We start from the raw sequence: 16,321 nt of genomic DNA, 5'->3' as shown, positions 1-16,321 counted from the left end.
GGGCCGTCTCCTTAGCGGTTCTGCTCGGGGTTCCATTGGCTATAACGATGACCTCGCAGAAACTGCCACAGCCCGATGCTCATGCCCGCCAGCGTCACCAGCACGAACGCCGCCAGGCGAAAGGGCCTGGGCAATCGGTGGCCTACGTCCAGTAAGCCGATCATTGCAATGGCGTAGCCGAGCAGTTGCGCCACCAGGCTCAGGCGATAGAACAGATGTTCATTCCACAGCCAGGCGTTGCTCAGCAGCAGCGGCAATAGCAACACCGGCGCCAGACGGCGGATCAGTTTGTGACTGATCAGGCCGATGGCGTAGAGCCCGTGACGAAGAGGGTTGAGCAACTGCCGACGCTGGGCCAGGCTTTGCAGGCCGCCAACGGTGACCCGCTGGCGACGGCGAAACTGTTTGTCGGCTTCGTCCACGCCCTGGTCGGTGACCCGGGCCAGTGGCGCATACACGATGGACTTGCCCGCCGCCGGCGCACAGGTGCTGAGGAAGAAGTCGTCGTTGACCTGCGCCGGTATGGGTTCAAACAGTTCGCGCCGCAGAGCCAGCAAGGCGCCGTCGGCCGAGACCATGCAACCTGTGCGGCTCTCTACCTGACGCAGCCAGCCTTCGTAGTGCCGATACAGGCTATCGCCCAGGCTCAGGCCCTTGCCCGGCACGGGGATTTCCATGTGCCCGGCACAGGCGCCGACTTGCGGATCGCCCAGCGGGGCCAACAGGTGGCCAAGGGTATCGGCGGCCCATTGGTTGTCGGCGTCGGTGAACACCAGGATCTCTCCAGTGCTGTGGGCCACGCCGGTATTCAGGGCGGCGGCCTTGCCCTGGCGCGGCAGGTCGAGCACGGTGATGCGCGGGTCGATGACCCGCCGAGCGCAGGCCACTGTGTCGTCGGTGGAGCCGTCGCTGGCCAGGATGATTTGCAGCGAGCGCGCCGGGTAGTCCTGGGCCAGCAAGGTGCGCAGTTTCTCTTCGATGTGCCGTGCCTCGTTGTGGGCGGCAATGACAATGCTGACGTCCATCGGCAACGCCGGCCCGTAGCGCCGGAGCGGAAAAAGTGGCGCCAGCAGGCTCAGCATCGACGGATAACCGAGGTAGGCGTACACCGGCAGCAACAGGCACGACCAGTAAAGAAATTCAGCCACGGGCAGGTCTCCTGACGTTCCAATGACATAGGTTGAGAAGCAATGCGGCGCCGGTCAGGTGCAAGCGCACCCCGTGCAAGGCCCACAGTTGCAGCGTCAGGCGCAGGTCACGCCCGCTTTGACGCAGACTGAGGAACAACGCGGGCAGAGAGGTCAGCAACAGCAGCATCAGCGCGATGCGCGGCTGGCCCTGGAACAGAGCGACCAACGCCAGAAAGTCCAGGCCCCAGGCACCGATGGACAGCGCCGGAAAACGCAGCAGGCGCAGACTCGGACCATGGCTGCGCAGCAACTGCAAATGGCTGCCCTGGCGCCACAGTTCCTTGCTCATCCACTCCCGCCAACTGCCTTCGTAACCCCAATGCAGGGCCACGTTTTCATTGACCAGCAGCAACTGCGCCCCGGCGTTGCGCAGGCGCAGGGAAAAATCCTTGTCTTCGCCCGTGCGCAGGGTTTCGTCGAACCCCCCGACCTGCTCAAACCACTGGCGACGCAACAACAGGTTGGCGCTGGGCAGCCACTGCACCCGGTGCAAGGGACGCGAGCCTGGGCGTTGGCTGCGGCGTTGCCAGGCTTGAGCGAACCAAGGCGCCTGAGCGGGGGTGTCCAGGTCCAGGCCCAGCACATCGCCCTGGCCTTGGAGTTCCAGCAGCAGCTTGAGCCAGTTGGCCGGCATCTCGATGTCGGCGTCGATGAACGCCAGCCATTCCCCATGGGCGATGGCCGCACCGCGGTTGCGCAGGGCGCCGATGTGCACGCCGGGCACGATCAGCACGCGCGCCCCCAGTTCGTTGGCAATGCGCGGCCCATGATCGTCCGAGCCGTTGTCCACCACGATCAACTCACAGTCCAGTTGCGCCTGGCGAGCGGCTTCCTGCGCCGCCAGCAACGTACGGCCAATGTGTCGGGCCTCGTTGAACATCGGGATCACAATGCTGATACGGCTCATGGACGGGCCTCCTGCGGTGTTGCCTGTTCGGCGTCGTAGCGCAACACGCTGGTGATGGCGAGCATGATCCACAGCAACTTATGGTTGGGGGCGCTGAGGAACATCAAAAACAGCGCCAGCGACAGGAAACTCATGCCCAGGTGCGTCAGCAGGTCCGCCTGCACCCAGTCCCGACGTTGCAACCAGAGCTGGCGGGCGCGCCACAGGTTGTAGAGGCCCAGGCCGATCATGCCGACGAACATCAGCCCGCCAGGGATGCCGATCTCGCTGAAGATTTCCAGGTAAGTGTTGTGGGCCCGGCGATACAGATCCCCCAGCTTGCGATTGGCCGAGAACGCCTTGGCGTAGCCCGTGGGAGCGTAGTGCAGCGGGAACGTGCCCGGGCCGCTGCCCAGCACCGGGTTCTCGCGAATCATTTTGCTGCCGACCACGATGTACGAGGCACGACGGCCCAGGGATTCGTCTTTGTGGGCACTGGCGCCGGCGCTGAGGATGCTCAGCGACTGGATACGCGCCACGTAGCCGGCCGGCATCACCGCAATCACCAAGGGAATCATGATTGCCAGCCCGAGCATGGCGAAGCCCAGGTGTCGCGGGCGGATGCGCGGCATTTGGGCACGATAGTGATAGAGACCAATCACCAGGCTAAGCAACAGCACCACCAGCCCCGAGCGCGATTCGGTCTTGGTCATGCCGCCCAGCAGCAGGATGAAACAGCCACCCCAGAACAATCGGTGTAGCAGGTTCGGGCTGCGCAACACCAGCAACAACGCCATCGGCACGGTAAAGGCGATCAACAGGGCAAAGGCGTTCGGGTCTTCCAGCAGGCCGGATGCGCGGCCCTGGTCCTGGTATTTGACCGAAAACATTGCCAGCACGCAGGTGGTGGTCACGCTCAGGGTCATCAGTCGGCAGAACAGGTCCAGGTTCAGCTCGCGCCCGATCAGCAGGGTAATCACGAACAGAATCAGCCCTACCATCAGTTCGCGCAGATGGGTCATGGACAGGCCCAGGTTCTGCGACAGCATCAGGCTCAGGCCATAGAGCATCATGAAGGCGATCAGCGGCCGCCAGATATTGCTGCGCAAGCGTGATGAGGGAATCTGGCGCAGGGCCAGTTGCAGCATCAGGATCAGAATCAGCGCCACGCCGAAGAATTTGCTGCCCGAAAAAGCATTCTCCTTGAACAGACCTTCGAACGGCACCAGCGCCGCAATGCCCAGCAAGCCCCAGCCGGGTTTGCGGTACAGCACGGCGACGCCCACCAGGCCGAGCACCGCTCCCGGCGCCAGGAAGGGATAGGGGCTGGCCAGTAACGCCAGGCAAACCAGGCCCAGCAGACTGACGATCGAGAGCGGGACAATCATGGACGAGCCTCCCGTGCCGTGCGGATATAGAGCTGCGACCAGCGTTCGGCCAGGGCGCGCAGGTCATAACGGTCCCGTTGGGTGCGGCGCGCGTTATCGGCCAGGATCCGCGCCAGGGGCGGTTCGCCAAACAGTGTTTCGATCTGCCGGGCTAGTTCGGCGCTGTCGGCCGGCGTCGCGAGCAGGCCGTTGTGACGGTCCTGCAGCACGTCGGGAATGCCCCCCACACCGAACGCCACCACCGGCACTCCGGCCTGCATCGCTTCGAGCAGAATCATCGGCGTGCCTTCGGTGCGCGAACTGATCACCAGCGCGTCGAGCTGACTCCACCAGGGGTTCATGTCGGTCTGATAGCCGGGCAGCTCGATGCGAGTAGGTAGGCCCGCGTCGGCAATGCGCTTGAGCAAGGCCTGACGTTCCGGGCCGTCGCCGAGCATCACCGCGTGCAGCGATGCATGCCGCTGGCACAGGGGGATCATGGCGTCGAGGAACAGGTCCGGGCCTTTCTCGTGGCTCAAGCGACCGACGTAGCCGACCCGCCAGCGCAGCCGGTCGTCACGATGAGGCAGCGGTGCTGTGATCGACGGCAGGCCGTTGGGGATCACGTCGAGTTTTTCCGCGCGCACGCTGGCCTGGCGGTGCAGCACGGCAATGCTTTCGGCCACGCAGACCACGCGCTTGACCGAGGCGGTGCGGCACAGTTGCAGGCTCAGCCACGTGTAGAACCGTTGCTTGGTGCTGCGAGGCGTAAAGCCGTGCTGAGTGATGACCAGGGGCAAGCGCAGCAGCGTGGCCGCAGCCCAGCCGAACAGCAGGCCCTTGAAGTTATGGGTGTTGATCAGCGGCTGCTCGTCCCGTCGCTGGCGCAGGTGCTGCAACAGCTCGGCCCAACTGGCGCAGTGGCGGCAATCGACCCCGGCCTGGCGAAAGCGCGTGATCAAGGTCGGCGGCGCCGCCAGGAACAGCACCTGGTGCTGCCCTGGCGTGGCCAGGCAATGATCGAGCAACATCCGCTCGGCCCCGTAGAAGCCGCCGCTGTCGAGCAAATGAATGATCGGCAGGGCGCTGCTGCGGCAGGTCGGGCCAATCGGCGCGTTCAATTGCGCACCCAATGGACAAGGCTGGGCAGGCTCCAATTGCGGTGCGGGTTGACCTGTTCGGGGTTCTGCTCGTTGATCACCAGCAACACCGGTACATCCAGTTGCTGGGTAATCTGGGCAGGGTGCTTGAAGCGATGGTCGAAGAACTCACGCACATAGACCAGGGCGATCGCCAGGAGCAAGCCGCTGAACAGACCGAACGCAATAATCAGCATCGGCTTGGGAAACGCCGGGGCGGTCGGTTCGAACGGCGGGCTGAGGACGCGAGCATTGGACAGGTCGTTGTCCAGCGCGCGGGCGGTGCTGCTCTCGGCGAACCGCTGGGCGTAGGTGGAAAATGCCGCATGCAGGGCATTGATCTCGGTGTCCATCTGCCGCAGCTTGCTCTGGGTTTGCTGCAACTGATGGATACGCTCCTTGAACTCGGCGATGCGCGCGGTTTTTTGGTCGATCACCGAGCTGACGACTGCCAGGTCGTTGGTGCGTTCCTGGATGCGGTTGCTCACCACTTTGAGAAACTGCTGGCGGGTGCGCGCGATCTGCTCCCGAGTCAACAGCATCGGCTCGCTGCCGGGCTGGAAGATCGCCAGATCATTCATGTAGCGGCTGACCTGAGTGGTCAGTTGCTCGCCCAGTTGTTTGATTTCCCGGTCTTCGAAGGCGATGTTGTCCATGGTGGTCGTGAAGGTGAACGGGAAGGTGTAGTCGTTGAACCGTGAGTTGTTCGCCGCTGCCAGGCTGGTCTTGAGGTAATCAAGCCAGCGTTGGCTTTGCAGCAGACGATCGCGGTACAGGTTCAAGGCCTGTTCTTCGGTGTTGATGGCGTTCAGGCGGAAGGTGATCTCCTCTTTGGGATCGGAGGAGCTGACGTCTTCAAGCAGCGCCAGGCGGGTGCCCTCCAGTCCGTCGAGGCGAGTCTGGTACTGGGTTTTCTTCTGCTCATAGAAGGCTTGCGGCAGCTCGATCGATTGCAGGTCCTGGCGACCGGAGAGGTAGTTCTCCAGCAGTTGCGCCACGAACCGGGTGCCCTGGGCCGGGTCGCCGAAGCTGTAGACGATGGAGATGACGTTGGAGCCTGGCAGGGTTTCGATTTTCAGGTTGGCGATGGCTTCGTCGGTCAGCATGTCGAGCGTGGTATCTCGCACCGGATCGACTTCCAGCCCCAGGCCGTCGCGCAGCGGGTTGACGACGTACTCGCGCAGCGGCGTGGTGACATAGTGCTTGAGCGGCTCGCTCACCCATTTGTTGAAGATGCCGGGGCTAGGGGTGTACTCGCCCTGGTCGCGCAGGGTGCTGATGGTCTGCCGGATCAGGGCCGGCGAGCGCAGGATATTGCTCTCGGTTTCCATGTCCGCCAGGGACGGTGGAATGAAGGTGGCGTCTTCCTGGTTCAGCGACGTGGTGGCGTCGCCCTGGGAGAGTTTTTTCGACTGGACGATGACCTGGGCGGTGATGTCGAAGCTCTGTTTGAGCATCAACGGCAGCGCCAGGGCGATCACGGCGAAGATCAGGAAGACGCGCTTCACCCACTGCTTGTTGGCGAAGAAAATCCTGAAGAACTCATGCAGATAGTTTTCTTTGGGGTTCATGATCAATTACCTGCTGCCGAAGAAGTAGCGCTGCCGTTGTTGTCGGATCTGCCGTCGTCGCCTTTGCTGTCAAGGCGGTAGCCGAAGCTGACCCCCATGCCCTGGAACAGCACCACGTCGGCCAGTTGCCGAGCCATTTCACCGGCTTTGGCCAGCCCGGTCTTGGGCACGAAAAGCATGTCTTCGGGCTGCAGGTAGGCGATCTGCGAGGCGTCACCGCTCAGGGCTTTTTCCACGTCATAGTGGCGGGCTTCGACCTGATTGCCGTTGCGGCGCATGATCACCACCGAGTCGAGTCGGGCCTTGACGTTGGTGCCACGGGCCAGGGTCAGGGCCTCGAGGACCGAGATCGGCCGGCGGATCGGGTAGGAACCGGGCTGGGCCACTTCCCCGAGGACATAGATCTCGTTGCCAGCGGTGGATTTGAGCAGCACATCGACGGACATGCGCCCCGGCAATTGGGCGTAGCGCTCGTTAAGGTAGGTTTCCAGTTGATTGACGGTCATGCCTTGCAGCGGCACGGCACCGATTTCGGGGAAGCTTGCGTAACCATCCCGGCCCACGGTGATCTCCCGACTCATGCCGGTGCCCGGGTGGGTCAGGGTGTTGCGCAGTTTTGTCTCGTTGCTCAACGGGCTGGTGACCTGCACCGTCAATTGATTGCGGTTGGGCTGGAACAGCATTTTGCGGTCATAGGCACGCTGTACCTCCAGGCGTGCTTCATCCGTGGTCAGCCCGGCGATTTTTACCGAGGTGTTGGCCCCCGGCAGTTCGATACTGCCGTCGGGCATTACCTGTTGTGCGCCGTTGAGCTGGCTGGCGGCGGTGAAGTTCAAGGCCACCTGGTCACCCGGCTGGACCCGGTAGGCATCCGGCCCGCTGGTGCTGATGTGAAAGATCACATCCAGCACATCCTGGGGACGCAGGGTCTGTTCGACCCGGGGCATGTCGGTGGCCTGGGCGTTGGCCGGTGCCGCCGTAAGGATCTGCACCGGCATGGAGCGGGTTTCGGTGTGGCTGGTGCAACCGGCAAGCGGCAACAGCAGCAGGACAAGCAATCTGGCGTTCATCTCGTCATCCTTTTTGCAGGCTTACAGGTTGTTGTAGAGCCACTTGGGCATGTAGTACTTGCGGCGGTTGAACACGCTGCCCACCACCTTGGCGCCGGCCTGGGTCAGACGCAGGCGAGCGGCCTGGGCCACCTCCCAGCGGGTGTCTTCACCGCGCACCACCAGCACCACACCGTCCACCTGGGTGCTCATGACCAGGGTGTCGCAGGCCGAGTACACCGCGTCAGCGTCGATCACCACAAAGCGATACTGCCCGGCCAGTTGCTTGAACAGCGGGCGAAGCTGCTCGGGGTTCAGGCGCTCGGCATTGCGCCCCAGACGACCGTTGGGCAGCACGTCGAAGGGCAAGCTGGAGGTCTGCACCACGCAGTCCTGCAACAAGGGCGGTGCGAGGCTGTTGAACAGCAGGTCGCTGAAGCCGCGCTCCTTGTGCAGCGATAATTGCTGGCTGAGGTTGCGCGGCGACTGGCTGGCGTCCACCAGCAATACGCGGCCGCTGCTCATCTGCGCCAGTTGAGCGGCCAGGGCCATGGCACTGGTACTGGTTCCGGTGCCGGTGTTGGCGGCCGTCAGAAGCAGAATCCGTATGGATGGGTCAAGCACGGTTGAGGTCAGGTTGGTCTCGCTCGGGCTTGCGATGCTCAGGATATTGGTTGAACCGTCCATTTAACTCGCTCCGTGGCCGCTGAAAACTTTGAAAGGGGTGATCATCAGGATCTTCAAGTCCAGCAACAGGCTTTGTTCGGCGATGTAGCTGAGGTCCAGTTCCACGCGCTGGTCGAAGTCGATGTTGCTGCGCCCGGAGATCTGCCACAGGCCGGTCAGGCCGGGATAGATGCTCAGGCGGACAAGATGGTTGTCCTTGTAGCGGTAGGCGTTGAACGAGGTCGGCCGCGGGCCGACCAGGCGCATGTCGCCGGTCACCACATTGATCAGGTTGGGTAACTCGTCGAGGCTGCTGCGTCGCAGGAACCGGCCGACGGGGGTGATGCGCGGGTCGTTGTCGATCTTGAAGTCGATGGCATCGGCGCCGTGCTTGTTGAGGTGGCGCAGTGATTCTTTGAGCGCCTCGGCATCAGCAACCATGGTGCGGAACTTGTACATGCCAAAGACCCGACCGCGGTATCCGGTGCGTTTCTGCACAAACAGCACTGGACCGGGGCTTGAGAGCTTGATCAGCAGTGCCAGGCCCAACAGCAGCGGGCTGAGCAGTACCAGGATCGACAGCGCGCCGAGACAGGCCACCACCCGATTGGTGCGTGAGACCGTCCAGGGTCGTCCGCCGTCGCGACCGGTCAGCCAGCCGCGGCCCTGACGATGGATGGCCGCGTCCAGGCGTCGGCGGTGCTCGGGATCGACACGCTTGTCGCCCCCGCGGGCGGTGATAGGGATGCATTGCTCATGTCGGGTCATAGACTCCTCCGCTGAAGGTTGGTCGCATGCGTTGGGCTGCAAGCGGTGTCGGCGATAGGCAGGGCGTAGTAATCGAGGAACCAGGCAATGAAGCGCCCCAGGCCCTCGTCCAGCTCGATGCGCGGCTGAAAACCGGTGGCCCGCGCCAGGCCGCTGGCATCGGCGCAGGTGTTCAACACGTCCCCTGGTTGCAGGGGCAGCAGTTCGATCCGGGCGGTTTGCCCCAAGTGCTTTTCCAGCAATGCCACATAGGTGCGCAGCGCTACCGGGTGCTGCCCGCCGATGTTGTAGATCCGCCAGGGCGCTGCGCTGGTGGCCGGGTCCGGTTGATCGCGATCCCACTGTGGCGTGGCATGGGGCGGGCGTTCGATCAGCCGGGCGATGCTTTCGACGATGTCGTCGATGTAGGTGAAATCGCGCTGGTGCTCGCCATGGTTGAACAACTGCAACACGCGGCCTTCGGCGATGGCGCGGGCGAACTGGATCGGCGACATGTCCGGCCGGCCCCAGGGGCCGTACACCGTGAAAAACCGCAGGCCGGTGCATGGGATGCCAAACAGATGGCTGTAACTGTGGGCCATCAACTCGTTGGCTTTCTTGCTGGCCGCATACAGCGACAGCGGATGGTCCACGCCGTCCTGTACTGAGTAAGGTGTGCGCTGGTTGGCGCCATACACGGAGCTTGAGGAGGCGTAGATCAGGTGCTTGACCGGATGGCGACGGCAGCTTTCCAGAATGTTCAGGAACCCGCTGAGGTTGCTGTCGACGTAGGCCCGTGGATTCTCCAGGGAATAACGCACGCCGGCTTGGGCGGCGAGATGAATCACCACGTCGGGGCGGTGTGACTGGAACAACTCATCGATGGCCGAGGCGTCGGTCAGGTCCACCCGGGCCAACGCAAAGTCCCCCGCCTGGTCCTTCACCCACGCCACGCGGTCGTGCTTGAGCTGCGGGTCGTAGTAGTCGTTGAAATTGTCCAGCCCCCACACCTGATGGCCGTCGCGCAGCAGCCGCAGCACGCAATGGGCGCCGATGAAACCGGCCGCGCCGGTCACCAGAATGTTCATGCCCGTGGCCCCTGGGTCAGACTGCTGGGCACGGTGTGACGCAATCCGATGCCGCGATACAAGAGGCCGGCGGCGGCCAGGTGTTCGGGGTTGTACAGGTTGCGGCCATCGATGATGACCCGGGCGCGCAACTTATTGGCCAACAGAGCGAAATCCACGACCCGGAAGTTCTTCCACTCGGTGCAGATCACCAGGGCGTCTGCATCCTCCAGGGTGTCGTCGCGGGTGGCGCACAGGTTCAGGTCTTTGCGGTAGCCGTAGAGGCGGCGGCATTCGGACATGGCTTCCGGGTCGTAGGCATGGACCCGAGCGCCTTCGCGCCACAGCGCTTCCATCAGGTAGCGGCTGGGGGCTTCGCGCATGTCATCGGTGTTGGGTTTGAAAGCCAGGCCCCAAATCGCAATCGACTTGCCGGCCAGGCCGCCGGAGAACTGTTGCGTCAGTTTCTCGAAGAGAATGTGTCGCTGGCTGTCGTTGACGTCGGTGACACTGCGCAGCAGGCGCAGGGGCATGCCGCTCTGTTCGGCGGTATGCAGCAGGGCGCGCAGGTCCTTGGGAAAGCATGAACCGCCGAAGCCGCACCCGGGGTAGATGAAGTGATAGCCGATACGAGGGTCCGAACCGATGCCCTTGCGTACCGCTTCGATGTCGGCGCCCAGCCTTTCGGTGAGATTGGCCAGTTCGTTCATGAAGCTGATGCGGGTGGCGAGCATGGCGTTGGCCGCGTACTTGGTCAGTTCGGCGCTGCGGTTGTCCATGAACATCAGCTTTTCGCGGTTACGGCAAAAGGGCGCGTACAGCTCGCTCATCTGATCGCGGGCCAGCGGGTCGGCGGTGCCGATGATGATCCTGTCCGGGCGCATGCAGTCGGCCAGGGCGCTGCCTTCCTTGAGAAACTCGGGGTTGGACACCACTCGCACGTTCAGCTGTTGCAGGCCCCGGCGAGCCAATGCCTGATGGGCACATTCGGCGACCTTGTCGGCGGTGCCGACCGGCACCGTGGACTTGATGATCAAGGTGCGGTCGCTGTCCATGAAGTCCGCGATCTGGCGGGTGACCGCCAGTACATGGCTCAGGTCTGCCGAACCGTCTTCATCGGCTGGCGTGCCGACGGCGATGAAAATCAGTTCGCCGTGATTGACCGCATCGCTGGCCTGATCACTGAACAGCAGCCGGCCACTCTTGATGTTCTCTTCGAGCAGTTCGGACAACCCAGGCTCGCTGATCGGTGGCACCGCTTGCTGCAGCTGACGGATCTTGTTGGGGTCAATGTCGATGCACAAAACACGGTGACCGACGTCGGCCAACGCAGCCGCTTGAATCAATCCCACATACCCCGTACCAAATACGCTCACATCCATTTTTGGCGTGCCTCGCAAGACGGTTGATGTAACTCGGATGAAACTGTTTAGAGGGGTATAGCGCAGCTTCAGAAAAGCGTGTCAGCAAAATGACAGTTGTCACTGTTGGCAAACTCGACAGAACTTGGCCTTTTGATATCAAGTCATTGACTGGTTTAGAAAAGTGCCGTTTTTAAAGGGCTGTAACGGCTTTTAACTAGGCGATGAACGGTATTTATCCATAGATTTTTACGTTTAACTGGCTTCAAGTGTGTCATTTTTGGGCTAACTTTTTTTTGACGCATTGGCCGTTCGTCCCTTTTCTTGCGCTTTGCAAAGCCGCTGCTAACGTGCAGAAAACGACCCTCTATCCAACGCCGCCCTATCGCCGAGAAACACATGCTCCGATACCTCAAGGAACTGTTGCTGGTGCTGTACCTGATCAGGGGATATGACTATTACCTTGATCGTCTGAATACCTTGGGTTTGGGATTCGCCACGTTGCTGTTCGGCGCGATGTTCGTGGTGTTGGTGGTGGCGCTGTGGATGAGTGCGTACATCCGCCAGACCTTCGTGCGCCACTTGTTTGCCTTGGCGATGTTTGGTTCGGCGGTGTTTTTCGAGGTTTACACGAGGGTGACCGATAGCTATCTGACGTACAGCCAGTTTGTGTCGCTGGTGTATTCGGGTGGTTTTATCGGGGAGGCGGCTTCGCAGTACCGCGAAGTGATTGTCAGCGCCGCCACCGGTGGCCTGTTGCTGCTGCTGGGACTGGGTCTCAAGCCTCGGCGGTCGGTGTCATTGCCCGGTTATTTGCCAATCGCCGCACCTGTGTTGGGCGTGTTGTTGCTCAGTGGTGTTCTGTTCGTCCGGGCGGGCGAGGGCGCACGGGGGTTGCCGGTGATGTACACACCGCTGGCCTATCTGAATCTGTTCGTTTACGAAGCCCTGCACAACACCGTCGGTCCTCGGGAGCCGATCCGCCTGACGCGGCCAACATCGCCGATCGAGCATGATATTGTGCTGATTATCGATGAAAGCGTCGCTGGGAATTATCTTGATATCAATACGCCGTTCGGCGTGCACACCGGCCTCAAGACCCCGCCCGATGGGGTGCAGGTGTTCAATTTCGGCTACGCGGCTTCCATTGCCAACTGCAGCGCCGACACCAACGTCACCTTGCGTTACGGCGGCACCCGGGCCGATTACGTGCGCATCAACAGCACGTTGCCGTCGATCTGGCAGTACGCTAAAAACGCCGGGTTGCGCACGGTCTATATCGACGCCCAGCGTACCGGTGGTCACCTTCAGAACCTGATGACCGACACCGAAAAAAACGATATCGACGACTTCGTGCAGTTCGACCGCACCCCGGTGTTCGAGCGAGACATGGCGGTTGCCGCGCAACTGATCGAGCGGCTGGGCAATGACCGGGCCGAGCTGGTGGTGGTGAACAAGCTCGGTGCGCATTTTCCCGTGCATGACAAATACCCGGATGAGTTCATGAGCTATCGTCCCGCACTGCCGCGTGGGCGCTTTCTCGAAGTCGCCGATACCGGCCAGCGTGACGGTTTTGATGGCCGGACCCATGACTGGGAGCTGTACCGCAATGCCTACCAGAACACTTTGCTGTGGAATGTCGGAGAGTTCTTCAGGCGGATCTTCCAGCAGGCCGATTTGGGCAACGCCGTGCTGATCTACACCTCCGACCACGGCCAGGACCTTCACGAGCGCGGCAACCCTGGGCTCAATACCCACTGCGGCGGTGATCCGGTGGCGGAGGAAGGGCTTGTGCCGCTGGTGGTCATAGAAGGCGCGCGCTTGCAGACCCTGGATTGGCAGCGGGCATGGGCACAGAACAAGGACCGCTCCAGCCACTACAACATCTTCCCGACGCTGTTGCAGTTGATGGGGTACGACCCGGCCGGTGTTGAAGCGACCTATGGGAAATCCCTGAGCCAGCCGACCGAAGACGCCTTTACCTTCAACTACCGCTTCAATGCGCGGCTGGGGGCGATGCCTGAATGGAAACACATCGACCTCAAGCACATTGTCACACCAGGCCCGGTTCAGGCCGAGATGGCGGCGGGTCAGGCGGGATCGATGTTGAAAGTGCCGCCGTCATCGCGAGCAGGCTCGCTCCCACAGTAGGCCGAGTTGTCCGCAGGCCTTGCATACCCCCGCAAATCCCCTGTGGGAGCGCGCCTGCTCGCGAAGGCGGTGTGTCGGGCGGGATCGATGTTGAATGTGCCGCCGTCATCGCGAGCAGGCTCGCTCCCACAGTAGTCCGAGTTGTCCGCAGGCCTTGCATACCCCCGCAAATCCCCTGTGGGAGCGAGCCTGCTCGCGAAGGCGGTGTGTCGGTCGGAATCGATGTTTAATGTGCCGCCGTCATCGCGAGCAGGCTCGCTCCCACAGTAGTCCGAGTTGTCCGCAGGTCTTGCATGCCGCCGCAAATCCCCTGTGGGAGCGGGCTTGCTCGCGAAGGCGGTGGGTCGGTCGGGATCGATGTTGAATGTGCCGCCGTCATCGCGAGCAGGCTCGCTCCCACAGGAGTCCGAGTTGTCCGCAGGTCTTGCATGCCGCCGCAAATCCCCTGTGGGAGCGGGCTTGCTCGCGAAGGCGGTGGGTCGGTCGGGATCGATGTTGAATGTGCCGCCGTCATCGCGAGCAGGCTCGCTCCCACAGGAGTCCGAGTTGTCCGCAGGTCTTGCATGCCGCCGCAAATCCCCTGTGGGAGCGGGCTTGCTCGCGAAGGCGGTGTGTCGGTCGGGATCGATGTTGAATGTGCCGCCGTCATCGCGAGCAGGCTCGCTCCCAACGGGATTTGCGGCGGCATGCAAGACCTGCGGACAACTCGGACTACTGTGGGAGATTCTATGCTGCAAGCCCACCCCCCGCCGTCGCGAGCAGGCTCGCTCCCAACGGGATTTGCGGCGGCATGCAAGACCTGCGGACAACTCGGACTACTGTGGGAGATTCTATGCTGCAAGCCCACCCCCCGCCGTCGCGAGCAGGCTCGCTCCCACAGGAGTCCGAGTTGTCCGCAGGTCTTGCATGCCGCCGCAAATCCCTTTGGGAGCGAGCCTGCTCGCGAAGGCGGTGGGTGGGCTTGCAGCATAGAATCTCCCACAGTAGTCCGAGTTGTCCGCAGGTCTTGCATACCCCACAAACCTGCGGGGAGGGGGCTCACTGGGTTGTGGCGATCGGGCCGAGTCGGGCCGGGTCGTGCAGTAGGGAGAATCCCAGCTCGCGCAATGTGCGGCCGATGAAGCGTGAGCCCACGTCATTCAAGTGTGCGTCATCGCGGTACAGCAACTGCCCGTCCATGATCGGGCTGCATAGCCCCGCTGGGCAGATCACTTGATTGGGGTCGATAAAGCGCACCTGGGGCAGTCTGGCGCGTATCCCCTCCCAATACGGCGCGGTGACGTCCAGCGGTGCCGAGCATGGGCGATCGGTGCCGAACATCAAGCGGCGCACGGGGCAGGTCGCTGCATTGTCGATGTTCTGGTTGCGCAGAATCACGATGACCTGGCCGGTGTTGTTCGCCACGTGCTTGATGCTCGCTTCGATAATGTGCGCAGCCGACGCATCTCTGGGCCAGGCGCCGGCCAGCACGACGTATGGGTAGTGATTCTGCTTGATCAGCTCGAACACCCGGTCGTTGCGCGCCATGCAACGGTCGCCATACGCCTCGGACACCTCGGTGGCATAGCCGAAAATCGGCGGGCAGGCGTCCAGTGTGTAGTCCATTAATCTGATGCCGTTGGGTTTGGCCAGGATATCGACCATGCCCGTGAAATGATTGGCGAACGAGTCACCCACCATCATCCCGTCCAGTTGCTCCTTGTGTGCACCGAGCTGGCAATCCGGATCAGGTTCGGCGCTGTACCGCGCACTGGGCATATGGCAACCGCTGCGAAGCCTGTTCGGTTTGCTCAGCGCCATGGCCTCGAGCCTCGACACTTCAGGCGCAAAACGCTGTGGGAAGCCATTCCATTGCAGGCTCAAGGTCGCCAGGACGGCCAGCCCCAGGGCCGGGACCATGAATCGGCGGACCAGTACGCGGGGAAACTGCAATTGCGCGCCAGTGCGCCGAAAGGGAATTTCGATATACCGCCAGGACCACCAGGACAACAGAATCGACACCAGCACCAGTGACATGCCCACAGAAAGGGTTATCTCGATGCCCAGGTAATTCAGGTAGGCAATCAACGGCCAGTGCCATAAATACAGCGAATAGGAAATCAGGCCTATGAACACCATGGGTCGGCTGGTCAGCAGGCGGGAGCGAGCTCCACCGCTGCCGGCCAGAATCAGCAGCGCCGCGCCCAGGCAAGGTATCAACGCATTGACGCCGGGGAAGGGGGTGTCCCGGCTCAGGGCAAACAAGGAAAAACCAATCAGCCCATACCCCGCCGCTGTATAAGCCAGCACTTCTATCCGGCCGAGTGTACGTGGCTGATAAAGATAGATACCCAGTGCTCCGCCTAGCATCAGCTCGAAAAAACGTGTGGGCAGCAGGTAATAGGAGGCCGTGGCGAAGACGTTCGTGGCGTATTCGGAAAGCCCCACCGCCGCCACGATACCGACGGCCAACACCGGCAGGACATAACGCGGTGTCAGGCGATAGAGCATCAGGATCAGCAGCGGCCAGATCACGTAGAACTGCTCTTCAATCCCCAGGGACCAGGTATGCAGCAGCGGCGCTTCGCTGGCATCGGCGGCGAAATAGTTGCCGTACTTCATCCAGATATAGATATTCGAGACCCCCAGCAGGGAGAACAGCGCACTGACGTTGAGCCGCGTCAGGTCGGCGGGGGAAAGGATGAAGGCCCCTGCGATCACGCTCGCCAACAACACAGTGACCAGTGCGGGCACGATGCGATTGATGCGCCGCTGATAAAAGCGCTTGAGCGAAAAGGTGTTGCCCTTGATCTCGGAAAACACCTGGGAAGTGATGAGGAAACCCGAGATGACGAAAAAAATATCGACCCCCACGAACCCGCCTGGCAGCAGGTCGGCGTTGAGGTGATGGATGAGTACGGCCAGCACTGCAATACAGCGAAGCCCATCGATATCGAGGCGATATTTTGTTTGAGGCATGTCGGCGATCGTCCTTGAATAGGAGGCAATCCAGGTGCGTCATGTTTATGACGAATGGGCCGACTGCATGTAAACGGCACGTATTAGTCATTGATTGATAGCTGGAAATTTATGCTTTGCAAGGCGTCGGGCAAAACCAGGCGGGGTAGACGACCAGCGGTGTTTGCCC

General features: G+C 61.9%; 12 protein-coding genes. 1 reads left to right on the top strand and 11 read right to left on the bottom strand.

Annotated features, from left to right (window positions below):
• Nucleotides 1-11: 11 nt before the first annotated feature.
• The 10 genes from MKS85_RS19295 to MKS85_RS19250 are packed head-to-tail and all read right to left on the bottom strand — an operon-like array spanning nt 12 to nt 11,064.
• The gene (locus MKS85_RS19295; RefSeq protein WP_188251348.1) at nt 12-1,148 is read right to left on the bottom strand and encodes a glycosyltransferase family 2 protein; all 1,137 of its coding nucleotides are present in this window, start codon (nt 1,146-1,148) and stop codon (nt 12-14) included.
• Entirely contained in the window at nt 1,141-2,097 is a 957-nt protein-coding gene (locus tag MKS85_RS19290) for a glycosyltransferase (protein WP_047228541.1), read from the bottom strand. Before MKS85_RS19290 ends, MKS85_RS19295 begins: the two co-directional genes overlap by 8 nt.
• Nucleotides 2,094-3,464, bottom strand: coding sequence for an O-antigen ligase (locus tag MKS85_RS19285; protein WP_047228540.1), 1,371 nt, complete (start codon nt 3,462-3,464; stop codon nt 2,094-2,096). The genes MKS85_RS19290 and MKS85_RS19285 overlap by 4 nt, the downstream gene beginning before the upstream one ends.
• Entirely contained in the window at nt 3,461-4,564 is a 1,104-nt protein-coding gene (locus MKS85_RS19280) for a glycosyltransferase family 4 protein (RefSeq protein WP_076383949.1), read from the bottom strand. The genes MKS85_RS19285 and MKS85_RS19280 overlap by 4 nt, the downstream gene beginning before the upstream one ends.
• Nucleotides 4,561-6,153, bottom strand: a complete 1,593-nt coding sequence (locus MKS85_RS19275) for a Wzz/FepE/Etk N-terminal domain-containing protein (RefSeq protein ID WP_047228538.1) — start codon at nt 6,151-6,153, stop codon at nt 4,561-4,563. Before MKS85_RS19275 ends, MKS85_RS19280 begins: the two co-directional genes overlap by 4 nt.
• A 2-nt stretch (nt 6,154-6,155) precedes the next feature.
• Nucleotides 6,156-7,223 (bottom strand): polysaccharide biosynthesis/export family protein, encoded by a 1,068-nt coding sequence (locus tag MKS85_RS19270; RefSeq protein WP_188251347.1) that lies wholly within the window; start codon nt 7,221-7,223, stop codon nt 6,156-6,158.
• A 21-nt stretch (nt 7,224-7,244) separates the two neighbouring features.
• On the bottom strand, nt 7,245-7,889 hold the full coding sequence (locus MKS85_RS19265) for a CpsD/CapB family tyrosine-protein kinase (RefSeq protein WP_047228536.1): 645 nt from the start codon (nt 7,887-7,889) through the stop codon (nt 7,245-7,247).
• Nucleotides 7,890-8,636 carry a sugar transferase gene (locus MKS85_RS19260; RefSeq protein ID WP_188251346.1) on the bottom strand — a complete coding sequence of 249 codons (747 nt, stop codon included), beginning with the start codon at nt 8,634-8,636 and terminating at the stop codon, nt 7,890-7,892.
• On the bottom strand, nt 8,633-9,703 hold the full coding sequence (locus MKS85_RS19255; protein WP_107322257.1) for an NAD-dependent epimerase: 1,071 nt from the start codon (nt 9,701-9,703) through the stop codon (nt 8,633-8,635). Before MKS85_RS19255 ends, MKS85_RS19260 begins: the two co-directional genes overlap by 4 nt.
• Complete coding sequence (locus MKS85_RS19250; RefSeq protein ID WP_047228533.1) at nt 9,700-11,064, bottom strand: UDP-glucose/GDP-mannose dehydrogenase family protein; 1,365 nt, start codon at nt 11,062-11,064, stop codon at nt 9,700-9,702. The genes MKS85_RS19255 and MKS85_RS19250 overlap by 4 nt, the downstream gene beginning before the upstream one ends.
• A gap of 378 nt (nt 11,065-11,442) precedes the next feature.
• Between MKS85_RS19250 and MKS85_RS19245 the strand changes: the two genes are divergently transcribed.
• Complete coding sequence (locus MKS85_RS19245; protein ID WP_188251345.1) at nt 11,443-13,194, top strand: sulfatase-like hydrolase/transferase; 1,752 nt, start codon at nt 11,443-11,445, stop codon at nt 13,192-13,194.
• 1,038 nt (nt 13,195-14,232) lie between these two features.
• Here MKS85_RS19245 and MKS85_RS19240 read toward each other — a convergent pair.
• Nucleotides 14,233-16,152 carry an acyltransferase family protein gene (locus MKS85_RS19240; RefSeq protein ID WP_188251344.1) on the bottom strand — a complete coding sequence of 640 codons (1,920 nt, stop codon included), beginning with the start codon at nt 16,150-16,152 and terminating at the stop codon, nt 14,233-14,235.
• Nucleotides 16,153-16,321: the final 169 nt, after the last annotated feature.

This window comes from Pseudomonas sp. JL2, assembly GCF_031570495.1.
In the GTDB taxonomy this organism is placed as follows: Bacteria; Pseudomonadota; Gammaproteobacteria; order Pseudomonadales; family Pseudomonadaceae; genus Aquipseudomonas; species Aquipseudomonas rhizophila.
This window is presented reverse-complemented; position numbering and strand designations above follow the sequence as displayed.